21 protein-coding genes are annotated in these 20,827 nt (G+C 34.8%); 16 read left to right on the forward strand and 5 right to left on the reverse strand.

Annotated elements, in window-relative coordinates; genetic code table 11:
* Positions 1–73 precede the first annotated feature (73 nt).
* The 4 genes from AABK36_RS01965 (at position 74) to AABK36_RS01980 (ending at position 4,803) form a co-directional block, all read left to right on the forward strand.
* Complete coding sequence (locus AABK36_RS01965; protein WP_309937356.1) at positions 74–1,012, forward strand: ABC transporter ATP-binding protein; 939 nt, start codon at positions 74–76, stop codon at positions 1,010–1,012.
* On the forward strand, positions 981–2,273 hold the full coding sequence (locus AABK36_RS01970) for an ABC transporter permease (RefSeq protein WP_309937357.1): 1,293 nt from the start codon (positions 981–983) through the stop codon (positions 2,271–2,273). Before AABK36_RS01965 ends, AABK36_RS01970 begins: the two co-directional genes overlap by 32 nt.
* A gap of 98 nt (positions 2,274–2,371) precedes the next feature.
* Positions 2,372–3,748: a hypothetical protein gene (locus AABK36_RS01975; RefSeq protein WP_309937358.1), complete on the forward strand. Its 1,377-nt coding sequence runs from the start codon at positions 2,372–2,374 to the stop codon at positions 3,746–3,748.
* 167 nt (positions 3,749–3,915) lie between these two features.
* Positions 3,916–4,803, forward strand: a complete 888-nt coding sequence (locus AABK36_RS01980) for an Rpn family recombination-promoting nuclease/putative transposase (RefSeq protein ID WP_309937359.1) — start codon at positions 3,916–3,918, stop codon at positions 4,801–4,803.
* Between the two features lie 859 nt (positions 4,804–5,662).
* Here the strand turns inward: AABK36_RS01980 and AABK36_RS01985 are convergent.
* Positions 5,663–5,854, reverse strand: coding sequence for a hypothetical protein (locus tag AABK36_RS01985; RefSeq protein WP_309937360.1), 192 nt, complete (start codon positions 5,852–5,854; stop codon positions 5,663–5,665).
* Positions 5,855–6,156: 302 nt separating this feature from the next.
* Between AABK36_RS01985 and AABK36_RS01990 the strand changes: the two genes are divergently transcribed.
* Positions 6,157–7,239, forward strand: a complete 1,083-nt coding sequence (locus AABK36_RS01990) for a hypothetical protein (protein WP_309937361.1) — start codon at positions 6,157–6,159, stop codon at positions 7,237–7,239.
* 1,176 nt (positions 7,240–8,415) lie between these two features.
* On the opposite strand, the gene AABK36_RS01995 is transcribed toward AABK36_RS01990, so the two are convergent.
* Both AABK36_RS01995 and AABK36_RS02000 read right to left on the reverse strand, forming a co-directional pair.
* Positions 8,416–8,607 carry a hypothetical protein gene (locus AABK36_RS01995; RefSeq protein WP_309937362.1) on the reverse strand — a complete coding sequence of 64 codons (192 nt, stop codon included), beginning with the start codon at positions 8,605–8,607 and terminating at the stop codon, positions 8,416–8,418.
* 213 nt (positions 8,608–8,820) lie between these two features.
* Complete coding sequence (locus tag AABK36_RS02000; protein WP_309937363.1) at positions 8,821–9,321, reverse strand: hypothetical protein; 501 nt, start codon at positions 9,319–9,321, stop codon at positions 8,821–8,823.
* A gap of 193 nt (positions 9,322–9,514) precedes the next feature.
* Between AABK36_RS02000 and AABK36_RS02005 the strand changes: the two genes are divergently transcribed.
* From AABK36_RS02005 to AABK36_RS02030, 6 genes are all read left to right on the forward strand, one after another.
* Complete coding sequence (locus AABK36_RS02005) at positions 9,515–9,922, forward strand: hypothetical protein (RefSeq protein WP_309937364.1); 408 nt, start codon at positions 9,515–9,517, stop codon at positions 9,920–9,922.
* A 279-nt stretch (positions 9,923–10,201) separates the two neighbouring features.
* A complete protein-coding gene (locus AABK36_RS02010; protein ID WP_309937365.1) occupies positions 10,202–10,405 on the forward strand; it encodes a hypothetical protein in 204 nt (67 codons plus the stop codon).
* A 3-nt stretch (positions 10,406–10,408) separates the two neighbouring features.
* Positions 10,409–10,876, forward strand: a complete 468-nt coding sequence (locus tag AABK36_RS02015) for a hypothetical protein (protein WP_309937366.1) — start codon at positions 10,409–10,411, stop codon at positions 10,874–10,876.
* Between the two features lie 1,061 nt (positions 10,877–11,937).
* Positions 11,938–12,825, forward strand: a complete 888-nt coding sequence (locus tag AABK36_RS02020) for a hypothetical protein (protein WP_309937367.1) — start codon at positions 11,938–11,940, stop codon at positions 12,823–12,825.
* 7 nt (positions 12,826–12,832) lie between these two features.
* Positions 12,833–13,429: a hypothetical protein gene (locus tag AABK36_RS02025; protein WP_309937368.1), complete on the forward strand. Its 597-nt coding sequence runs from the start codon at positions 12,833–12,835 to the stop codon at positions 13,427–13,429.
* Positions 13,426–13,683, forward strand: a complete 258-nt coding sequence (locus AABK36_RS02030; RefSeq protein WP_309937369.1) for a hypothetical protein — start codon at positions 13,426–13,428, stop codon at positions 13,681–13,683. The genes AABK36_RS02025 and AABK36_RS02030 overlap by 4 nt, the downstream gene beginning before the upstream one ends.
* Before the next feature lie 373 nt (positions 13,684–14,056).
* Here the strand turns inward: AABK36_RS02030 and AABK36_RS02035 are convergent, their stop codons facing one another.
* Both AABK36_RS02035 and AABK36_RS02040 read right to left on the reverse strand, forming a co-directional pair.
* A complete protein-coding gene (locus AABK36_RS02035; protein ID WP_309937370.1) occupies positions 14,057–15,220 on the reverse strand; it encodes an MBL fold metallo-hydrolase in 1,164 nt (387 codons plus the stop codon).
* A 173-nt stretch (positions 15,221–15,393) separates the two neighbouring features.
* Positions 15,394–15,963, reverse strand: coding sequence for a TetR/AcrR family transcriptional regulator (locus AABK36_RS02040; protein WP_309937371.1), 570 nt, complete (start codon positions 15,961–15,963; stop codon positions 15,394–15,396).
* Between the two features lie 295 nt (positions 15,964–16,258).
* Between AABK36_RS02040 and fabG the strand changes: the two genes are divergently transcribed.
* The 5 genes from fabG to AABK36_RS02065 all read left to right on the forward strand — a co-directional run bounded on the left by fabG (position 16,259) and on the right by AABK36_RS02065 (position 20,823).
* Positions 16,259–17,005, forward strand: coding sequence for a 3-oxoacyl-[acyl-carrier-protein] reductase (gene fabG, locus AABK36_RS02045; RefSeq protein WP_309937372.1), 747 nt, complete (start codon positions 16,259–16,261; stop codon positions 17,003–17,005).
* 205 nt (positions 17,006–17,210) lie between these two features.
* On the forward strand, positions 17,211–18,032 hold the full coding sequence (locus tag AABK36_RS02050) for a LytR/AlgR family response regulator transcription factor (protein WP_309937374.1): 822 nt from the start codon (positions 17,211–17,213) through the stop codon (positions 18,030–18,032).
* Between the two features lie 217 nt (positions 18,033–18,249).
* A complete protein-coding gene (locus AABK36_RS02055) occupies positions 18,250–19,590 on the forward strand; it encodes a S41 family peptidase (RefSeq protein ID WP_309937376.1) in 1,341 nt (446 codons plus the stop codon).
* A 79-nt stretch (positions 19,591–19,669) separates the two neighbouring features.
* Entirely contained in the window at positions 19,670–20,053 is a 384-nt protein-coding gene (locus AABK36_RS02060; protein ID WP_309937377.1) for a DoxX family protein, read from the forward strand.
* Positions 20,054–20,211: 158 nt separating this feature from the next.
* On the forward strand, positions 20,212–20,823 hold the full coding sequence (locus AABK36_RS02065) for a PH domain-containing protein (RefSeq protein ID WP_309937378.1): 612 nt from the start codon (positions 20,212–20,214) through the stop codon (positions 20,821–20,823).
* The last annotated feature ends 4 nt before the right edge of the window (positions 20,824–20,827 follow it).

Below are 20,827 nucleotides of genomic sequence, written 5' to 3' on the forward strand. Positions count from 1 at the left end.
CTCTATGTGCTTGTTGTTGGATATTAATTCATATCTTTACTCCACATTATTCAACTAAAGGACAGAGAGTATCTTGGACATATTAAAGGCAGAACACATTTCAAAGCAATACCAGGATCACATAGCCCTGAATGATTTCAGCTTGTCGATTCCTAAAAACTCGATATTCGGATTGTTGGGTCCCAATGGCGCCGGGAAGTCGACTTTTATCCGAATCATCACACAGATTATCATGTCCGATTCGGGCAAGATATGGTTTGACGGTGAAGAGTTAAAGCCTGAGCATATCAGCCAAATAGGCTACTTGCCTGAAGAGCGCGGCTTGTACAAAAAGATGAAAGTGGGAGAACAATTGCTTTATCTCGCGCAACTCAAAGGGATGAAAAAAAGCGAAGCCACCAGAAAAGTGAAGCATTGGCTGGAAAAATTCGAGATTGCCCAATGGTGGAGCAAGAATATTGAGGATCTTTCTAAAGGAATGCAGCAAAAGATACAGTTCATTGCCACTGTGCTACATGACCCAAAGCTGATAATTCTAGACGAGCCTTTCACTGGCTTTGACCCTATAAATGCGAGATTGATCAAAAAAGAAATCATCAAGCTAAGAGACAAGGGAGCTTCCATTATCTTTTCAACGCATAGAATGGAGTCTGTCGAAGAACTTTGCGATCATTTGGCTTTGATCTACAAATCGCGAAAAATATTGGATGGCAGAAAAGACGATATCAAAGCCGATTATAAAAACAATACTTATGTAGTTGAGCATATTGGAGAGTTGTCCAATCTCGATGCAAGGCTTGAAATCTTGGAATCTAAAATCAAAGACGACGACAGGCATGTCACTAGAATAAAACTTTCCAGAGACGAGTCTCCGAATGAGCTGCTGAAGTATCTGATTGAAAAAACGGAAATTCACGGTTTCAAAGAATTGCTGCCTAGCATCAATGATATATTTATTTCAAAAATTAATGAAGTAAAAAATGAGCAAAATTTGGCTAATCATACAGCGTGAGTATCTCACTAGAGTTAGAAAAAAGTCTTTTATCATCATGACCTTTCTTGGGCCTTTGCTATTCGCATGCTTGTGGCTGTTGCCATTTTGGCTGGCGACGGAAGGCGGTGAGCAAAAAACCATAGAAGTGCTGGATGAAAGCGAAATGTTTATCGGCAAATTCCAAAACAACGACGAGGTGAAGTTTGTCTACATTGACGGTTCTTTGGATTCGGCCAAAATGACTTACAAATCCAGCGGGTTCGATGGCTTGCTGTATATACCAAGACTGGATGTCAATAATCCGGAAGGAATAAACTTTTTCTCTAAAAACAGCCCCAGCTTAAGCGTGCTGTCATCCATTGAGGAAAAGATCGAAAGGGTCATTGAAAACTATCGACTCAAGTCCTTAGGCATCGACAAAGCGGAGATAGAAGCTTTAGCGCCCCATATCAGCATACATACCGTCAGCCTCACTGATGAAGGAGAACAGGAAAATAACGCCATAGTGGCTTCCGCGGTAGGCTATATCTTTTCGTTTATGATCTATATGTTCATCTTTATGTATGGATCTCAAGTGATGAGAGGCGTTATCGAGGAAAAAACCAATCGAATCGTAGAAGTGATTATTTCCTCAGTCAAACCTTTCCAATTGATGATGGGAAAAATACTTGGAGTCGCCGCTGTGGTATTGACGCAATTGGTGCTTTGGACTGCGCTTTCCACTGTGGCTATTCAAATCATTTCCACCATGCTTGGCGTGCAAGAAACAGCTCAACAGATCAGCATGGAACAAGCCGGTGACATCAGCTCATTGTCTGGTGACATGGGGGAAATTTACAAAGCGATCATGCAGCTTTCTTTCGCTAAAATTATCGGTTCATTTATTTTCTTCTTCTTAGGTGGGTATCTTCTATATGCATCTTTATTTGCGGCAATTGGAAGCGCGGTGGATTCGGATACCGATTCGCAACAATTCATGTTGCCGATTACTATTCCTTTGATTTTCGCTTTGATTTCCCTTTCGGGAGTTATCAGGGATCCGGATAGCGATTTTGCATTTTGGATGTCGATCATTCCTTTTACCTCTCCGATCGTCATGGTTATGCGGGTTCCTTTTGGCGTTGATACTTGGGAATTGCTATTATCCATGGCATTGCTTGTCATAGGATTTATATGGACGACTTATATCGCCGGAAGAATTTATAGAATTGGCATATTGATGCATGGAAGCAAAGTCAACTATCAGACTTTGGTCAAATGGTTTAAAACCAAAAATTAATGGCGCAAAACATATGGTGAAAAGCTGCTTCAAACACTCTGGAGCAGCTTTTTTTATTTGTCGAAAACCCATTTTGTCTTTCCTCTGTTATTTCATCGATGGATTTCGCATATGACGATAACATAAAAAAAGATCATAAAAGCATCTCTTCTCCATTGGCAACAGCGAAAATGCCGATACAAAGGCATGTGGGGTTCGAATTTGAAATTTCTTGGAGAACCTACAAGGCCAAATCCGGTAAAATGGATGAAGCTATGCAAAATCCAGGGCCAGAGAATTCAGACTTCTTGAAAAAGAAAGATCAAATCTTTCAGAGCGATACATTCGAAGTTCAAGCGGACGAAACGACTGATAACCAAAGCGACTTTGAAGTCATAACAATTCCCTTCAGCGAGGATGCCTCAGGACTGGAAGAGCTTAGGACAACCGGACATAAACTTGTGGATTTCTTTCAGCAAATGGAGTTGGTGAGCAAAGCCAGCCCGACAAAATGCATTACTTTAGAACCAATGAATAGATTCGGGGTAGTGACTATGGATGATGCATTTGTCAAGCCGAACTTTCCATTCGTCATCACTCCGCAAATGACCGCAGGGTTTAGGCTCAGCGAAATTCCGGATTTTTTACAAGATATCTTTCCCACGGAGGCAAGTCCTTACGGAGCTAATTTCAGAACCCGATTCGGCCAAAAAGCAGTCACGCGTTCGCACCTTAAAGATTTCTTTTATGAAAAACATTACCGTTCCAATGTCGCCAATGGAGAAATCCCCAATAAAGTCGAGGCTGGTCGCAAGAAGTTTTTGGCGAATCATCCCGACCTGCCACCTTGGAGCATGAGTCCAAACCTTCGAGGACTTCTTTGCCTGATCGTCCATTACCTTGATTCCTGCTCAAAGCTGTATTTGACTTATCCAAAGTCTGCGATGAACCTTTTGGCAAGAACGGACTTTGCTGAGATGTTTAAGGTTCTTCCTTTAAAAGAACGGATTTACTTTGGACCTAAACATCCCGAGCGTTGGCTTAGGCTTGTTAAATGTTGTCACCCATACATGTCATGGAAGGATCCTGTGTTCAAGCATGGAGTATACAAAGACGCAAAAGATGAAAAGGACAAACACATACTAGATGAAGTAACTATCCAAAAGTGGTTGCAGAATATTCCTAGAGGTGTTGATATGCTCAGCAAGCATCATTTTCCAAATTTCGAGCATGCCCATCATCTGGAATCCATGGGAGAGTACAGGGACAAGACTGACCCTGGAGGTGGAACCAATACGACGAGAGCGCCTATCATCGAGATCAGGGGAATGGAAACTATCGACAAGCCGGAAGTTTTGCCTCGCTGGATGGAAAACGCTTGGAAAATGATTTACGCTCTAAACAATAGACTTAACTTAAAATACGGAGAGCCATTCGAAATAGACGAAGACAAGCTGGAAGTGTTTTGCGCCAAGCCACCGCCGTTTCGTCCTTAGAAGCTTGAGTGGAAGACTTCGTGACTGGTTGAGGTTAATTAAAGAAAAATCTAATAAAATGGTTCACATCATGTACTTCACTCTCTGATCAAAATCTGTGATTTATTAATTCATTTGCATATCACCTGTCGAAGAAGTATTTTTGAATCAATCAATTAGCTATAGCCATGATCGAAAAATTCATCAATCCATTCACTGATTTTGGGTTCATGAGATTGTTTGGAGAAGAGCAAAACAAGGATCTTTTGATTGATTTTTTGAATCAACTGCTTCCTGAAAAAGACCAAATCAAAGACTTGTCTTTTCATCAAAACGAGCATTACTCCAGATCCGCGGAAGACCGACAGGCTATTTTTGATTTATACTGCGAGAACCAAGACGGCGAAAAGTTTATCATCGAGCTGCAAAGAGCCAAGCAAACAAACTTCAAGGAAAGAAGCTTGTATTACGCCTCTTTCCCTATTCAGGAACAAGCCAAATCGGGCATGGATTGGAAATTCGACCTAAAAGGGGTTTATACGATTGGCATCATGAATTTCTTATTTGATGAGCATAAAGACAAACCGGACAAACTTCTGCATCATGTGCAATTGATGGAATTGGAGATGAAAGAAGTCTATTACGACAAGCTGACCTTTATCTATCTTGAAATTCCCAAATTCAAAAAAGAACTGAATGAGCTAAAAACACGCTTTGACAAATGGCTGTACTTGCTTAGCAATTTGAACAAACTCACTGATCGACCTGTGGAACTGCAAGAACGTGTCTTTCAGAAATTTTTCGATACGGCTGAAATCGCCAAATACAACCCTAAACAACTGCATGAATATCGCGAATCGCTCAAGCAAATGAGAGATTACTATAATACCATGGAAACGGCTAAGGGGGAAGCAAAAGAGGAAGGCATTGAAATAGGAATTGAAATAGGCAAAGAAAAAGGCAAAAAAGAAGAAAAAATTCAAATAGCTAAATCCCTGATTGCTTTAGGTCTTTCTGTCGACCAAATCATGCAAGCGACAAGCCTTAGTGTTGAGGATATCGAAAAACTGAAATGATCGATGTATTCGCTTCTTCACATCACAGATGCTAGGTTTTAAACATTCGCATTTCAAATGCGAACGAGCTGGTGTCTCTCTCAATACTCTAGCGCAGGTTTGCAACCTGTGCTTTGCTGGCATACTCAACTGCTTTTATCAAAGATCTAAAATAAAAGCCCCAGCTTATGCCAAGGCTTTTAATTATTGCAACAGCTAACTGCTAGAATTAATATTTGAAACACTACTGCATTATACTCATTACAAATACCTTGAACTAAAAGGCTTCCATTTGGAAACCTTGTAATTGAGAATAATTAGAGGCACAAGTGCTAAGAATATTACATAATGAAACTTTATAATATTAAATTCTAGTGGAGTATCAACACTTATTCCCTTTAAATAAAATCCTAAACAGATTAAATATATTAGTGATAATATGCTTATAATAATAAGATTAATGATAAAAATTAATAATCCTGTTACTATTTTACCGAAATTTATTCTTATGGAAAAATAAAAAAATAATACGCTAATGGAAATCCATAGTCCATTCTCAAAATACAAACTTGTTGGATGAGAAGTAAAAACCTCATAGTCATTTATTGTAGATAAATAACGATAAGAAAATATCATTAATTCAGGATATATAACCATTAAAAATACTGAGAAGAAAATTGAATTTATAATCACGTCTATTGTTGTTATAATTATATAGCGTTTAATTCTATTCACAATTCGGTTATCTTTTGTTTTATATGGAATTACTTCCTTAAAATGATTTTTTTGAAACTATCATAATCTCGAGGATAAGGAAAATTTGCTTGCTTTGTGGCTACATTTCTTGTTATTGAAACTCTTTTCCGCTATAAATTCATGTTTAGATGTAGTGTCTTCCTACTGAATCATTACCAAGCTGAAAGGATAATAGTCTGTCTGCTGTTGCACTTCGCCTGCTTGGTTCAGGACTACACCCGTATTGTCCGAGTGGTCTTTCAGATTTGTACTTATTGCCTTCCTTGATGATACGGCCGTTGGCTCTTTGGGAGCTTGACACTACATAGTAATTCATACCTTAGCGCAGGTTTGCAACCTGTGCTTTGCAGGCATACTCAATTCCTTTCATCAAAAATCAAAATAAAAGCCCCAGCTTATGCCAAGGCTTTTGAATATTATCTATCGACATTGGGAGCAAGTTGAAATCTTGCTCCAGTGTTCTTTTTTAATCTAAACTGCGACCAGATGGGGCTCCTCAAACCTTACAAAGAGTTTTTCCTCACTCACCCTGCTTTTTTCCTAGCCCATGGTTTTTCCATTCATTTATAACCCGATGCTTTAGATATTTGAATCATCAATCAATCAAAAAACTAGAAGATGAAAAAGCCACAAGTATCTATCGCCATTGTATTTTTAAGTTTAATTTTTTTACCACTTTCTATAAAGGCTCAAAAGAAGCAAAAAGAAATTTTGCTCATCCGTTCGGCTCATGATTATTCGGATTGTTTAAATGAGGATTATGATGAAGCCATTAACGAAATCGTAAAGTTTCAGCCAGACATTTTTTTTTCTGAAACCGTTTCACCAGATAATTTATACGGGGCAGTAATTGATAGGGGGTTTGCCAAACAAGAAATTGCCTACCTACTTTCTGTAAATAACTTGAACACAAGATTTGTAGATAAGGAAATAAAAAAATGGGAAGCCCAATTACTAAAAGCACCTAATAATCTTTATTACCGAGCACAATTAATGCGCGCTTTATATATAAAAAGAGACATGAATTATGAGTATCAAAAGTATATTTTTGATGAGACAGAAAAGACACTTTCAGAGTCAGAAATACAGCAATATTATAAAAAAATTAATACCGAGGTTGCCTCAGTTGATTCATTAAAAAAATACTGTGATTATAGACAAAAAAGTGAGTATCATTTAATCGCATTTCCTGCTGCAAAAAAGTTAAAGTTAAATGGTTTTGGACATATGGATAATCAGGATGATCGATTACTTTTTCATAAATATTGGGATCAATCTATTGATAAATATATGAGTAATGAAGAAGAAGTTATAAATATTTTTACTGTTTTAAATGAAGAGGAAACAAAGTACAGACAACAAGGGAATTATTTAAAAGTATTGAATACAAATTCTTTTGATACAGTGGATTATTTCAATTATTATCTCCCATTGAAATACTCAAAAAATCAGGAGGCTGCAAAAATGTATGAGTATTTTTGGGACCAAAGAAATTTAAAAATGGCCGAAAATGTAGACTATGAAATGCAAGAGGGTAATCATCAAAGAGGAGCGATTATAGTAGGGGCTTCTCATGGTAGGCTAATGAAAAGATATTTAGAAGCCAAAGGATACAAAATCATTAATATTTTTAATAATGAATTAGAAGGGGAGGTCAAAGAGTTGTTGGAGACAAAACTATTTACCAAAGTGAAATTATAAGGCATAATTAATTGAGAGTCCTACAGTTAGTTATTGCAAATTTAAGGGCCTAAGTGAGTACTTATTTAAGATCAAAAATGCATCACAATTATTTTAAATAGGTACTTACTTGATGGCTTGAGTAAATCGGTTCTCTTCACAAATTTCCATGAAGAGAGCCATTTTCTATTTAACAATCTCAATAAACACTTTATTCTTTAATAGGTCCGAATTATGAATTGGCTCAAGATTCTCTTAGTTCATTGACCTCTGTCTGTTGTCGTACTTCGTCTGCTTGGTTCAATACTACACGGTTATTGCCCAAGTGATCCTTTAGATAGTACTCGTGATTGTACTCATTGCCCTCCTTGATGATATATGGCCATTGGCTTTTTGGATATTTGACATTATATAGTAACTCATACCCTAGCGCAGGTTTGCAACCTGTGCTTTGCTGGCATACTCAACTGCTTTCATCGAAGATCTAAAACAAAGGGCTCCGTTTATACTAAGGCATTTAATTATTGCATTAGCTAACTGTTAGAATTAATACTTGAAGCACTACTGCATTATGCTCATTACAAATACCTTGAACTAAAAGGCTTCCATTTGGAAACCTTGTAATTGAGAATAATTAGAGGTACAAGTGCTAAGAATATTACATAATGAAACTTTATAATATTAAATTCTAGTGGAGTATCAACACTTATTCCCTTTAAATAAAATCCTAAACAGATTAAATATATTAGTGATAATATGCTTATAATAATGAGATTAATGATAAAAACTAATAATCCTGTTACTATTTTACCGAAATTTATTCTTATGGAAAAATATAAAAATAATACGCTAATGGAAATCCATAGTCCATTCTCAAAATACAAACTTGTTGGATGAGAAGTAAAAACCTCATAGTCATTTATTGTAGATAAATAACGATAAGAAAATATCATTAATTCAGGATATACAACCATTAAAAATACTGAGAAGAAAATTGAATTTATAATCACGTCTATTGTTGTTATAATTATATAGCGTTTAATTCTATTCACAATTCGGTTATCTTTTGTTTTATATGGAATTACTTCCTTAAAATGATTTTTTTGAAACTATCATAATCTCGAGGATAAGGAAAATTTGCTTGCTTTGTGGCTACATTTCTTGTTATTGAAACTCTTTTCCGCTATAAATTCATGTTTAGATGTAGTGTCTTCCTACTGAATCATTACCAAGCTGAAAGGATAATAGTCTGTCTGCTGTTGCACTTCGCCTGCTTGGTTCAGGACTACACGCGTATTGTCCGAGTGGTCTTTCAGATTTGTACTTATTGCCTTCCTTGATGATACGGCCGTTGGCTCTTTGGGAGCTTGACACTACATAGTAATTCATACCCTAGCGCAGGTTTGCAACCTGTGCTTTGCAGGCATACTCAATTCCTTTCATCAAAGATCAAAATAAAAGCCCCAGCTTATGCCAATGCTTTTGAATATTATCTATCGAGATTGGGAACAAGTTGAAAACTTGCTCCAGTGTTCTTTTTTAATATAAACTTCGACCATAGGAAAAGCTTTACATATTCACTATAAAATATGTCAGCTATTATTATTTCGGAACATAATATAATCCAATGATATCATCTGTAAGATATAATGTATAAATACCCTTATCTGGCTCAATACAAATTTCACTTCCTCCTTCATATTCTCTACAAGGACTCAAATCTAAATAATTAATTGGCGGCAACAATTTAACTTGATCAGGTGATGAAACTTTTTCTTCAGCAGACTCTCTTTGTGTTTTTATATCTAATTTATATGACCTTCCAACTTTAATTCGAATATCTCCTTTATATTTTTTATTCTTTTTCACTATTATTTTATATATATTATCATTATTACTAGCATATATTATATTAAAAGATTTTTTTGATTTGATTTTTTCAATAGTATATACATTTTTAACACTATCTAAAGTACATAAATTAACAAATAGCCAAATAAAATAAATCATAATTATTATCTTTAAATTCTTACTTTTTGTATGATTTCTAAAGGTTTTTAACCGTCCAATAAACATCTCTAGTATTTTTTGGAGATGTTCCATTTAGATTAGGTTTCAATTGAGGTTATTGAGCATCTAAAATATACTCAATAACCTCAATTGAATGGGGAATTACATTCTTGTGAGCTATTGAATATACACTACCAGACTTTCCAGCATTTGGTGAGCAAAATAAATATATAACGATTATTAAATCACTAGATTCGATATAAAAGTGAAAATAAATTTGATTTAAATGCAAGTATCTAATGATAAGGAAGAAGAAATTAATAAGCTTAAGAATACCATAAAACAATGGATTATTCGATCCAATGAAAACTTAACTATTCCTAATAATATCATTGCTCTAAACTATGGAATTCAAAGAGTTTGTACTGGATATGAAATTTACCTGTCAGGCCATGATGAGTATTGTGAAGATCATGATACTTGGTTGTTAGATTCTTCATTTGAAATCGAAGAAAGCTTTTTCTCCCTTGGTGGAGAGTCATTAAAAATTGGGCGATTAGAAATGATGGATATCTACAGAAATATGATTATACATTTAATCAATTCTCATCAATTAAAATATCCAACCAATATCAAAGTTATTTCTGTTTGTGACTCGAATGGATATCCAGAATTAGTGCAGAATAAAATATAGTGAAATATAATGATAAGAGTATTTGAAACTCATTTATTTATAGATAAATTAGAGAGTTATAGAAAATTCTTAAGCTGGCATGTTGATTAATTAAGATGATTTCCAAAGAATTTTCCTAAGGCAAGTTTACAGCCTGTTCTTTGCTGGCATACTCTGGTTTTTTTGTAAAATATCTAAAAAAACTAGGCTTATACCAAGGTTTTTGGGTGTTATCTATCGGCATTGGGAACAAGTTGAAAGCTTGCTCCAATGTTCTTTTTTAATCTAAACTTTGGCCAGATGGGTGTTTCACCAAAAAATGCTAAGAAAAAAGGTGATTACTCTGAAGTCGTAAGAATGGGAAAAACGTATATAGTTTATCAGCAAAAGAAAATGACTGATTGGACTATGGCGAGTATATTAGAGGAACATAAAGTTATTTATGTCACTTCAATAGAGGAATTAATAGAAAAAGTTAAAGAAATAAACAATAAAAAGAAATAAGCAATGGGCTATGATTTTGCACTAATTTTTGGTGATTATGAGGTGAAAAATAAGATTATAGATTTTTTTAAAAAAAATGATTTTATGCTTTATTATCAAGAAAGTGGTAACATTACAATATCTAAAACTGGATTTATTACTCATAGAGGTAACTTGCAGGCAGTTTTTTTTTCTTGCTTTGATTATTCTTATCCTAATAAAGAATTAGAATGGTTTTACAATAAAAATGAATTAAAACTTTTAAATAATAAATTCGGAAATCTGTTTGTATTTTATAATTTTTCTTTTAGTTCTAGTAGAGGACTTGAACTAATAACTGAGATTGTAAATTTACTTATTCAATTTGTTGAAAAAAATAAATTGGATGCGTGTGTTGAAATAGATAGTTGTGATATAATGGAATTTCAAACATTTATTGATATATGGAATAGTGGGAAGAATTTTAACTGGGATATTCAATATATCCATTAGCCACCCACCTTCACTACGCGTAACTAAAGATGAGATGGTAGTAGATCTACCGATGTCGGTTTACAGGAGCAAGTACCAAACCACCTTTATGATGCTATAACAGTGATATTTTAGTGTGAAGCGATAAAGGAAAAGACTCTGTAAAGAGTCAGGTAGGGAGATTCAAAAAAAGGCTCAGCTTATGCCAAGGCTTTTGAATATTAATTATTGCAATAACTAAACGCTCATATTAAGCACAAGTTGTAAACGTTTGTCATAATAAGGAATGAATATAGAGGGAAATTATGGCTTATCTACCTTAAATACATAATTAAAATAATTGCTTTCTTGAATAATCGAATCTCCTTGAAAAAGAAAGCAACTATTTGTAAAAAGCGGCAAACGCTTATTTATCTTATTACGTCTTTGATCTTTGGTATTTTTAGTATAAGTTTTCGTGGAGTTAAAAATTAACATATTGCACCTATATTTCCATGTACCAGAATCTATGACATTTAATCCTGCATGTGACCAAGAATTATAGACATAAGTAGAATCATTTTTATTCAATAATATATAAGACTTAATATATTTAGTATTACACTCATACTTTAGACTCATCCTCTCTTCAATGCTTTGAGAATAAAGCATTGAAGTAGTCATCATAAAAATTATATATTTTAAAATTTTCATTTCCTAGTTTTAACTAATCCATTCTACTCTTATCTTTTTATTTCAATAAGCTTCTTTTGAACCTGTACCAGTATTTGATAAATCATTGTATTACTAACCTTCAAAAGTATACGTTTTCAGCGTTTCATCAATACCCAATAGGTCAAATGTTCATTTACATTTCTATTCCGCATTTCATATGCTTTGATTTGAGCATTTGGGGTTTCAAATATAAACGATCAACTCTTTAAAAATGAAGGTGAAAAACTTTACGTTTTGAAAAATACATCATCTTATATAATTAAATTTGTATTTTTATATAGATATCACGCTTAATATTTTTTTATTGGGTGTAATTTGTGTTTTTTAATGAATTATTTTTTCAAGTGCAAAACTAAAAAAACAGATAAATGGTCAATGAATCTTGTAAGCATTATCTCACAAAGTCAATTAGTATCTGCTCATTGATTTTTGTGATGTTTTCTTCAGGAGCTTGTGAAAATAATGAGGAGCGAGATAATAAATTTGATAATCTATCTACCCTTTATAAGGAGCAATTAAATCACATTAGGCAAAGGCCCTTATATATTAAAAAAAAAGCGTTTGATTTAAATATAGATACTACAGCTTTAACTACACTGGAAAACGACATTAATTCAGTCGCAAACATATTGGCTAAAATCGATTATTTCCCAGATTGCAACGCTCAAAGTTATGATGAAGCATATGAATGTTATCAATCAGGAGAATTTGAAAAGGTTCATTATTCTATTGAATATAGTTTAGACTCTCTTTACAAAGCTAATCAAATGGACAAGCCTGTAGTAGGCTTATTGAACCAAATCGAATGGAGTGATGTTTTTGGAAGAACTGATATCAGGGAAATTATTTTTATAAAAATCAGACAAAGCAAACTAATATTAAATTTTTTAGAGCAAAAAGAAAGATCACTGGTAAATCAATATAAATCAGAATTTAAAAAAATAGAGTTTTATCCTTTTGAGTTTAATCTATTAAATGACAATCTGATTGCTGGCCAAGAAATTAATATGATGATAAGGTATTATCAGCTCAATAATCTTAAAGCTTCTTTTGACAGTTTGGGAGTTTTTTATGGTAATCAGCCAATTGCTTTTGAGACAAAATTTTATGGCGCTGCGATTCAAATGAAATTTATTGCATTGCAAAAAGGAAAATATAAGATTAAGGCAAAAGCGATTACTTCTTATCCTGATTATCCTGAATATGATAAAGTGGATTATTTCACCAAAGATATATACATCAAGTCTGATAAATGATTTTGATATGAAATTTAGAATAATTTTGAGCGTGTTAATATGCCTAGGCTTTATTTCTTGTGATGACAGGGAAAAAAGAAATGATGAAATTCAATTTCAATTGAATAAGGAATTTCATTCCCAAAAGCTCTCGAAAGTTGATGACCTTTTTCGATATATATTAAATGACGCTTACTCCTCGGGTGAATTAACACATGTTAAAAGAAACCTAAAGATAGTACATTCTTTAAAAATGAGAATTGAAAATAATCATTATCTGGATAATTTTCTTGAATCTAATCTTAAAGAGTATATAAATTTTCTTGACTCTATAGAAAGAGAAAATCACTATAATTATACAAATCAGAACATTAATCTCAATTATGGAAATAGCAAATTGAAATATGCAATGTTATTGACAGAATTAGCTCCTCGAGAAATCAACCTGATTGCGCGTTTATGCACAAGATATTCATGTTATTTTAATTTTGATTTTGATGACTCATTTAAACGAACCATTATTTCAGAAAATGTAATTGTTGCAAATGGTCAAGAAAAAAAAGAAACTATATCTATTCAAAATTTATTGAAGACGAAACTTATGAGGCTTTATTGTTTAATGTGAACAGCGATTTAATAAATGAAAGATTTAATATCATTAATGAGACACTCAGTATTATTAATCCTTCAGGCAAACAGATTGCTTTTAATCAAGAAAACCTAGGGTGTATTATCAAGTTTGATTTTATTCCTCAAGATACAGGAAAGTATATTTTAAATAATGTAAGAAGGATTTCTTTAAAAGAAGGAGTTAGAGAATTAAGAAACTACGCTCCTTCTCAACTTATTGAAGATCAGATTATTATTGAGTTTAAATGAGTAGACAATTATAATGGCTATTAAAAAAGGAGCGATGTATTAAGTACTTAAGTATTTAATACAAAATGAAGATCAAAAAATCAAAAAAAAGATTCGCTTTTACTGAAAAACAAAAACGTAAAGATAGGCATCCTTTTGCGTTGACTATCGGAAAATCTTGTAAAGTATGGGCTAACAGATTATTTCGAAGAGAGAATAAACGAATTTTAAAAAGGATAAGGGATGAGGACAAGGAAATTGCCTTCATCAGACATAGAAAATTCTTAAGCTGGTACGTTGATTAACGTAAACGATACAGCTTTTAAAACAAAAGCCTCGATAAATCATCGAGGCTTTTGTTGTATATCTAATTCAAGTAAGCTATGACCATTGATTATTCGACCAATAGACTTGGCTCCAACACTATTTCTCTTTTAACTTCTTGGACTTGGTAAACGGAGTCCGGAACGAATTCTTTCCACCAAACGGATTGCGTATCTATATTTTCAAAATTCACCTGTTCGCCTAGTTTTGGAAATACGACTTTCATTCCTTCTTGATCCATGGCCTTTTTTACACGCACTGCTGGATCATACCAGCTATGCAATGCCAAGTCAAAAGTTCCCCAATGAAGTGGCAGCATTACATCAGCTTTGACCATCTTCTGCGCTTCGACAGCTTCTTCCGGAAACATGTGAACCGAGCTCCATTCTTCATTATATGCGCCTACTTGCATCAGCGACATGTCAAATGGACCAAGTCGATCGCCTATTTCCTCAAAATAGTCAAAGAAGCCGGTGTCACCGCTGTAATATATATTTTTCGCATCGCTTTTGATGGCGTATCCTCCCCAGAATGTCTCGTCCTGATCCATCAAGCCTCTGCCGGAACTGTGTCTTCCCGGTGTCAAAGTTACTTGTATATCGCCAACGTTCTTAACATCCCACCAATCTAGCTCCACGATTTTGTCTGGGGAGACTCCCCAATCCTCCAAATGCTGACCAACGCCCAATGGCACTATGATATACTTAGTTCTATCAGCAAACTCTTTCATGGCATGCTTGTCCAAGTGATCATAGTGGTCATGGGATATCAAAATCATATCCAAATCAGGGATCGTCTTCACATCAACAGGAAACGGGTGCATACGCTTAGGACCCATCCACTGCACAAATGAAGCTCTCTTGGAAATCACAGGATCTACAAGAATGTTCTTGCCTTCCAAACTCATAAACACTGTCGAATGCCCCAACCATGAAAACCAAAAATCGGATTTCGAATCAAAGTTCCAAGGCGTGTCGTCTATCGGGAATTCCACCTTCGCGAACTTCTCAGGATGAGAATCAGTGATATAGTTTTTGAGTATTCTCATGGTTTTGGAAAAATTGAATTTATCCATTTCCACAAGGTTTTGAAATTTCCCCTTTTTATAATTAGGCGATTGTTCCAGTTTTGATTTTCTATCCTTATCCATTTTAGTTCTGCTTTTTGACACACCTACTCCGACTATCGACAATATTAATAATAATACGACTATCGTCCACTTTCTTTTTTTCATCACAACCGAATGTTTTTCTCAATATCCAATCCTGCTTGCCATTCTTTGGTTATAAATAGAAATGACTAAATAGTCATTCTATCTATCCAAAAAAAGTGATCGAAATCACCTTTTATGACTAAACAGTCATTTTCGAAACGTGAATAATTTTCCAAAGTTGTGTGAAATGCAAATTATTTTGCGACGCCTTCCCATAATATTTGAAAGGAGTCTGTCACGAACTTGGCGATTTCCTCGTCTTCTGTCATCGTATTTGAGTTAAGCACATAATGAATCATCTCCATGAATTGGCCAGTGTAGGAAGTATAGACAACCTCAATCGAGTAATCGCCAAAAACGCCTTCGTCCACATACTTTCTCATCAGAATGTCAAAATCCTCGAACAATGTGTCAACCTCTTCTTTTATCAATTTCGAGATAAAAGCCGAAGTCCGAAATTGGTTTAAAAATCTAAATTTCAATGAATTATCTATAGCCCAAATAACCGAGCAATACCAAAACCTCCATAATTGCTCCTTTGGAGTAAGCCCATCTCTTAATTCACCATGAATCATTTGCGACATTTCCTTTTTCGACTCTAGGTAAAGTTGATTGATCAGCTCCTGTTTGCTGTTGAAGTAGATAAACAATGTGCCCGTGGCTACGCCAGCTTTTTTGGAAATCTTAGCTGTCGAGGTTGCTTGAAATCCTTCCGTGCAAAACAACTCCAAGGCCGCTTGCACAATTTGCTCTCTTTTGCCCATATTATTAGTGACTATTCAGTCATAAAGATGTTTGCTTTTTATTTCCAATCAAAAAAATCGGTCATAATTTCTCTTCGAAGTAACAGCTTGTTGAAGCAAGTCCAGCCCAAGCGAAGCCGAATAAGTCCTAAAAATTTCCAATTTACCAAAGGAAAATATATTTTTACATCTTGACTGATGGAAGTTTTCGCATAAGCGGGTTTCCTCGGAATAATCACTATGCGAAGGATTTGCGCATTATCAAATCCTGAAGTGATTTTTGGAATGTGTTTTTAATTTAAAACTTTTTTATAAAATGAAATTATTAGAGGGTAAAGTAGCCTTGATTACCGGAGCTTCCAAAGGAATCGGTAAAGCTATCGCTCAGCAATTCGCGGCTCAAGGAGCGAGCGTGGCATTCACATATTTGTCAAGTGTAGAAAAAGGACAAGCTTTGGAAGAAGAGCTTAAAGCTCAAGGCGTGGAAGCTAAAGGCTATCGTTCTGACGCTTCTGACATGGAAGCTGCTCAAGAGCTTATCGACAGTGTAGTGAAAGACTTCGGAAAGCTTGACGTGCTTGTAAACAATGCCGGTATCACGAAGGATACTTTGCTAATGAGAATGAGCGAGGACCAATTCAATGATGTGATCCGAGTGAACTTGAACTCTGTATTCAATACTGTGAAAGCTGCTACTCGAACTTTCATGAAGCAAAAAAGCGGATCTATCATCAATATGACTTCTGTCGTTGGTATCAAAGGAAATGCTGGCCAATCCAATTATGCTGCTTCCAAAGCAGGAATCATAGGATTCACTAAATCTATCGCTCAGGAGTTGGGCTCAAGAGGAATCAGGTCAAATGCTATTGCTCCTGGATTCATCAAGACAGAAATGACAGAAGTTCTTGATCCGAAGATCGTTGAAGCTTGGGAACAAGGCATACCAATGAAAAGAGCAGGAAAACCTGAGGACGTAGCTGACGCTTGCGTATTCTTGGCTTCTGATATGTCTGCATATGTGTCAGGTCAAGTAATCCAAGTGGATGGTGCTATGCTGACTTAATAAACCGTATATTTTCTATACAATCTTAAGCCCGCTATATCAGCGGGCTTTTTTATTGAAATTTTCAGATTTCGCTTGAAAAAGAATATTAAAACTGAATTCATTACTTTATATTTATTTCAAATTATATACAATAGAAATTCTTGTTTATTCAATGTCATTGCGCGACTTTATATTTTTCAAAAATCTTCCCATTAGCAACCGAATGCAACACTTCAAAGCCTCTTTGGCTCTTGGAATTATTGTCTTTTTGATACTCTATTTGTTTCAGCCATTTGGAACATATGGTTACATAATGGATTATAAAACTCTATTTTTATTAGGCTATGGAATAATCTGTTCCAGTGTTTATTTTGGCTATTATTTTCTAGCTATGAAGTTAGCTCCAAGTTGGTTTGATTCCGCCAAATGGAATCTTGCAAGGGAAATGATTACATTAGCGCCCTTTATGATTCTGGTTAGCCAAGCATGTCTTTATTATCACTATTATTATATCGGAGGCTACAAGATTAATCTTTTTCAAAATTTATATTTTTTAAAGATTAGCTTTATGGTGTCAATTATTCCTTTTTCAATTATTTTATACTTGAAATGGCTGAAATCAAATATTGGCAGTATAAGGAAAAATCAAAAAAGCACTGAAAGCAATGAAACCCAAAACGTTGAAAAAACAACTCAAGCAGAAAATTTATTGACTTTCGAAAGTAATAACAAAAAGGAAAAAGCGGTAGTCATTCCCGAGTCCAATCTCCTTTTTATCAAATCAAGCGGGAACTATATAGAAATTAATGAAATAGGGTTGGGAAAACCTCACCTTATTAGAAATTCACTCAGCAAGATGGAAAGTATTTTGGATGAAAATACTTTTGTGAAAGCGCACCGTTCATATATCATCAACCTTCATTTTATAGAAGATGTCGTGCTCAGAGATTCATCTTACTTTGCTCAATTAAAAAATAATTACGGACAAATTCCCTTGTCAAGGACGAAGGTTAAGGAAATTAGAGAACTGCTTGAGTTAGCATAATAAAAAAGAATGATTTCAACTCTTATTGTGGCGAGAAACAGCTCTTCATTCAATCATAAATACTATAAATATCTCATGCATTTCATCCCTAAAACTTGCCACACACACCTCTTACGTGTATTTCATCAATGATTTGAGTTCTTGGTCACATCTTTTTTTCTATCTGATATCAGCCTCGTATAATTGTCAAAACTCTAGACAATAAAACGCTATAGATATGAAAAAGATCACCCTCTTATTACTTTTGCTTTTTGTATTCACTAAGACGATATGCGCTTCTTCAAATGATTCATATGATGGAACTATTTGGCAAGTAAACTATTCAGATGGAGAGCAGATACTGTTGAAGTTAAGTTTAAATAAACGCGCATTCAGCCTATATTCACGTAAAGGAAGCACACGAGATATTTTAGGACCTAAAGCAGCTCTTGGTAATATTATTGGAAAAGTAAACGCGCATACTATTGAAATCAAAGGAGACTATTTATTGAAAAATGACACTTTGTTTCTTGAAGGAGTGTATGAATCGCTTACTTCCAAACAAAAATTTGAAGGAATTATTTTCAACAGCAAATTTGAAGGGACTCTCGAAGCGTTTTCAATGACTGGCGAGCAAACCGATTCATTTAAGCCTTTAGATGACTATTATGAGCTTACCAAAATGGCGATTGACACAGTGGAGAGGTATCTTTTCAATCCTGAAATATTGAAGTCGAAGAAATGGAATAATATCAAGAAAAAGACTTTGAAGATTTCTCAAAAAGTTGTTGACGACTATGAGTATAAAACTTTATTCAACTTCTACGGAAGACAACTTCCTTTCACGCACTTTGGAATGTTGCCGAGTTATTCTAGTCGCTCGTCAAGTTCAAATACTCCTAAAAAGAAAGTCTCGAAGTTTTCAATAAAAGAAATCAATAAAAATACGGTCTTGTTTGATGTCAATTCATTTAGCGCTTCAGCTGATGAAATCAATCCCTACATAGATACGCTTAAAAGCATGCAATTTGACAACCTTATCATCGATCTGAGGGACAACTATGGAGGCTCGGTATCTTCTGCAATGCCTTTAGCTCGTTATCTGGTGAAAGAGAAGCTTTATGGAGGGGTATTTCTTACCAAAAAGTATTTTGACCAACATACTGAGCTGCCCCAAATTGAAGATTACAATAGTTTTAAGGAGTTTAGCGAAGCCAGTTTTAGCATGATCATTAGCGGAATTAGAAACCATGAAGGCTTGTGCCTGACTGTGCGCCCGGATGAACAAACCTTTGATGGAAATATCTATGTGTTGACTAATGGTAATACTGCCAGCACATGCGAACCCTTAGTCTATGGCTTAAAGCATGCAAAAAGAGCTGTAATAATCGGTGAAATCACTGCGGGTCAGATGCTCAACGGCGAAAAATTCACAATGAATAGCAAGTACGACTTGTTTTTGCCAACAGCGGATTACTATACTGTAGACGGCGCTAAAATCGATAAAATTGGCGTGACCCCACATATTGAAACAGCCTCCAAAGATGCTTTGAAAAGAGTCCTTGAAATTATCAATTAACCAAAGCTTTATTAACCTATGTGAATGCGGTTCAAGCCGAAGCTTTGCACATTTGTATCATAATCAAAATATGAAAACTATGAATACAAAAGCAATCAACATCAGCATATGGATAATTCAAATTCTAATGAGCTTGATCTTCGTGATCGCCGCTGGAGTAAAAATCAGCATGTCATACGCTGAATATGTTCAGATGATGCCTTATGCTAAAGATTTCCCAGCATTGGCCATCAAGTTAATCGGAATCACTGAAATCCTTGGTGTTATAGGCTTGAACCTGCCTTTTCTTATGAATAAATTCAAATATTTATCACCGATGGCGGCCTTCGGTCTAGCGCTTACCATGATAGGTGCAGTGGTTGTTCATCTCAACAACAATGAGCCTTTTGTCATGCAGCTTGTGTTTTTAGGAATGCTTTCGCTTGTTGGCATATATCGTTATAAACAATTGAAGCAAGGATAAAAGATTCTAATTTTATAATTTGATATATAGTTTCAACTTAATACAAGCTATTTTCAATAACCATTATTTCATCGTGTCTTTAAGTTTATAAAAATGAATTTGTACTAATTTTTTATTTAATTAGTATAATCATTTTTTAATCACTAAAAAAAGTAAATATGTTTAAGAAATTAGCTTCTGATGTCATGGGGCTTAGCGATATCGGGAAGATCATCGAGCCTAAAGATTATGATAAAGTTGATTCGGATGACTATATCCTGCATGAAGATGGAGAAAAAATATTCTTTTTGATCAAATCAAAATCCGATGAATATTGCTTCACAAATTACGCGTTGATTCACCTTGATGGAGAGTCAGCGGTTAGCTCCAAGCGTATGCTATACAGATTCACATACAAAAACAATAGCTTCAGCAATGTGCTTTTGGAAACTGCGGGCAATATCGATTTGGATGTGGAAATCAAGTTTAGTCTTGGACAAAGAGATTATAGCATAGATGTCGATAGAAAACAAATTGAGAAACTGAAAGACCTATACAAGAGCTTGGTCAAAATCGCTTCGATTCAAAGAACCAATGAAGCTAATTGGGAATTTGCGAATCAAAGCGTTGCGGCTTCTGTTGAAACGTTGCAAGGCAGCTTAGGTTCGAACACAAACAACGGCGAATTCGCTCAAATTAACGAGTACGTGTTCGATTGGAAGTCAAGAAAGCATAAAGAGTTGCATAGAGAAGACTTTGGTGAAGTTTTTGAAAAATTCATTCACAATTAATATT

The organism is Aureibacter tunicatorum, from assembly GCF_036492635.1.
In the GTDB taxonomy this organism is placed as follows: domain Bacteria; phylum Bacteroidota; class Bacteroidia; order Cytophagales; family Cyclobacteriaceae; genus Aureibacter; species Aureibacter tunicatorum.

Coding starts and splice junctions, on each gene's coding strand:
- AABK36_RS01970 (WP_309937357.1), top strand. CDS start 981: ATGAGCAAAATTTGGCTAATCATACAGCGTGAGTATCTCACTAGAGTT.
- AABK36_RS02065 (WP_309937378.1), top strand. CDS start 20,212: ATGTTTAAGAAATTAGCTTCTGATGTCATGGGGCTTAGCGATATCGGG.
- fabG (WP_309937372.1), top strand. CDS start 16,259: ATGAAATTATTAGAGGGTAAAGTAGCCTTGATTACCGGAGCTTCCAAA.
- AABK36_RS02010 (WP_309937365.1), top strand. CDS start 10,202: ATGGGTGTTTCACCAAAAAATGCTAAGAAAAAAGGTGATTACTCTGAA.
- AABK36_RS01975 (WP_309937358.1), top strand. CDS start 2,372: ATGGATTTCGCATATGACGATAACATAAAAAAAGATCATAAAAGCATC.
- AABK36_RS01980 (WP_309937359.1), top strand. CDS start 3,916: ATGATCGAAAAATTCATCAATCCATTCACTGATTTTGGGTTCATGAGA.
- AABK36_RS02040 (WP_309937371.1), bottom strand. CDS start 15,963: ATGGGCAAAAGAGAGCAAATTGTGCAAGCGGCCTTGGAGTTGTTTTGC.
- AABK36_RS02015 (WP_309937366.1), top strand. CDS start 10,409: ATGGGCTATGATTTTGCACTAATTTTTGGTGATTATGAGGTGAAAAAT.
- AABK36_RS02025 (WP_309937368.1), top strand. CDS start 12,833: ATGAAATTTAGAATAATTTTGAGCGTGTTAATATGCCTAGGCTTTATT.
- AABK36_RS01990 (WP_309937361.1), top strand. CDS start 6,157: ATGAAAAAGCCACAAGTATCTATCGCCATTGTATTTTTAAGTTTAATT.
- AABK36_RS01995 (WP_309937362.1), bottom strand. CDS start 8,607: ATGAATTACTATGTAGTGTCAAGCTCCCAAAGAGCCAACGGCCGTATC.
- AABK36_RS01985 (WP_309937360.1), bottom strand. CDS start 5,854: ATGAATTACTATGTAGTGTCAAGCTCCCAAAGAGCCAACGGCCGTATC.
- AABK36_RS02005 (WP_309937364.1), top strand. CDS start 9,515: ATGCAAGTATCTAATGATAAGGAAGAAGAAATTAATAAGCTTAAGAAT.
- AABK36_RS02050 (WP_309937374.1), top strand. CDS start 17,211: ATGCAACACTTCAAAGCCTCTTTGGCTCTTGGAATTATTGTCTTTTTG.
- AABK36_RS02055 (WP_309937376.1), top strand. CDS start 18,250: ATGAAAAAGATCACCCTCTTATTACTTTTGCTTTTTGTATTCACTAAG.
- AABK36_RS02000 (WP_309937363.1), bottom strand. CDS start 9,321: ATGGAACATCTCCAAAAAATACTAGAGATGTTTATTGGACGGTTAAAA.
- AABK36_RS02035 (WP_309937370.1), bottom strand. CDS start 15,220: ATGAAAAAAAGAAAGTGGACGATAGTCGTATTATTATTAATATTGTCG.
- AABK36_RS02020 (WP_309937367.1), top strand. CDS start 11,938: ATGGTCAATGAATCTTGTAAGCATTATCTCACAAAGTCAATTAGTATC.
- AABK36_RS02060 (WP_309937377.1), top strand. CDS start 19,670: ATGAATACAAAAGCAATCAACATCAGCATATGGATAATTCAAATTCTA.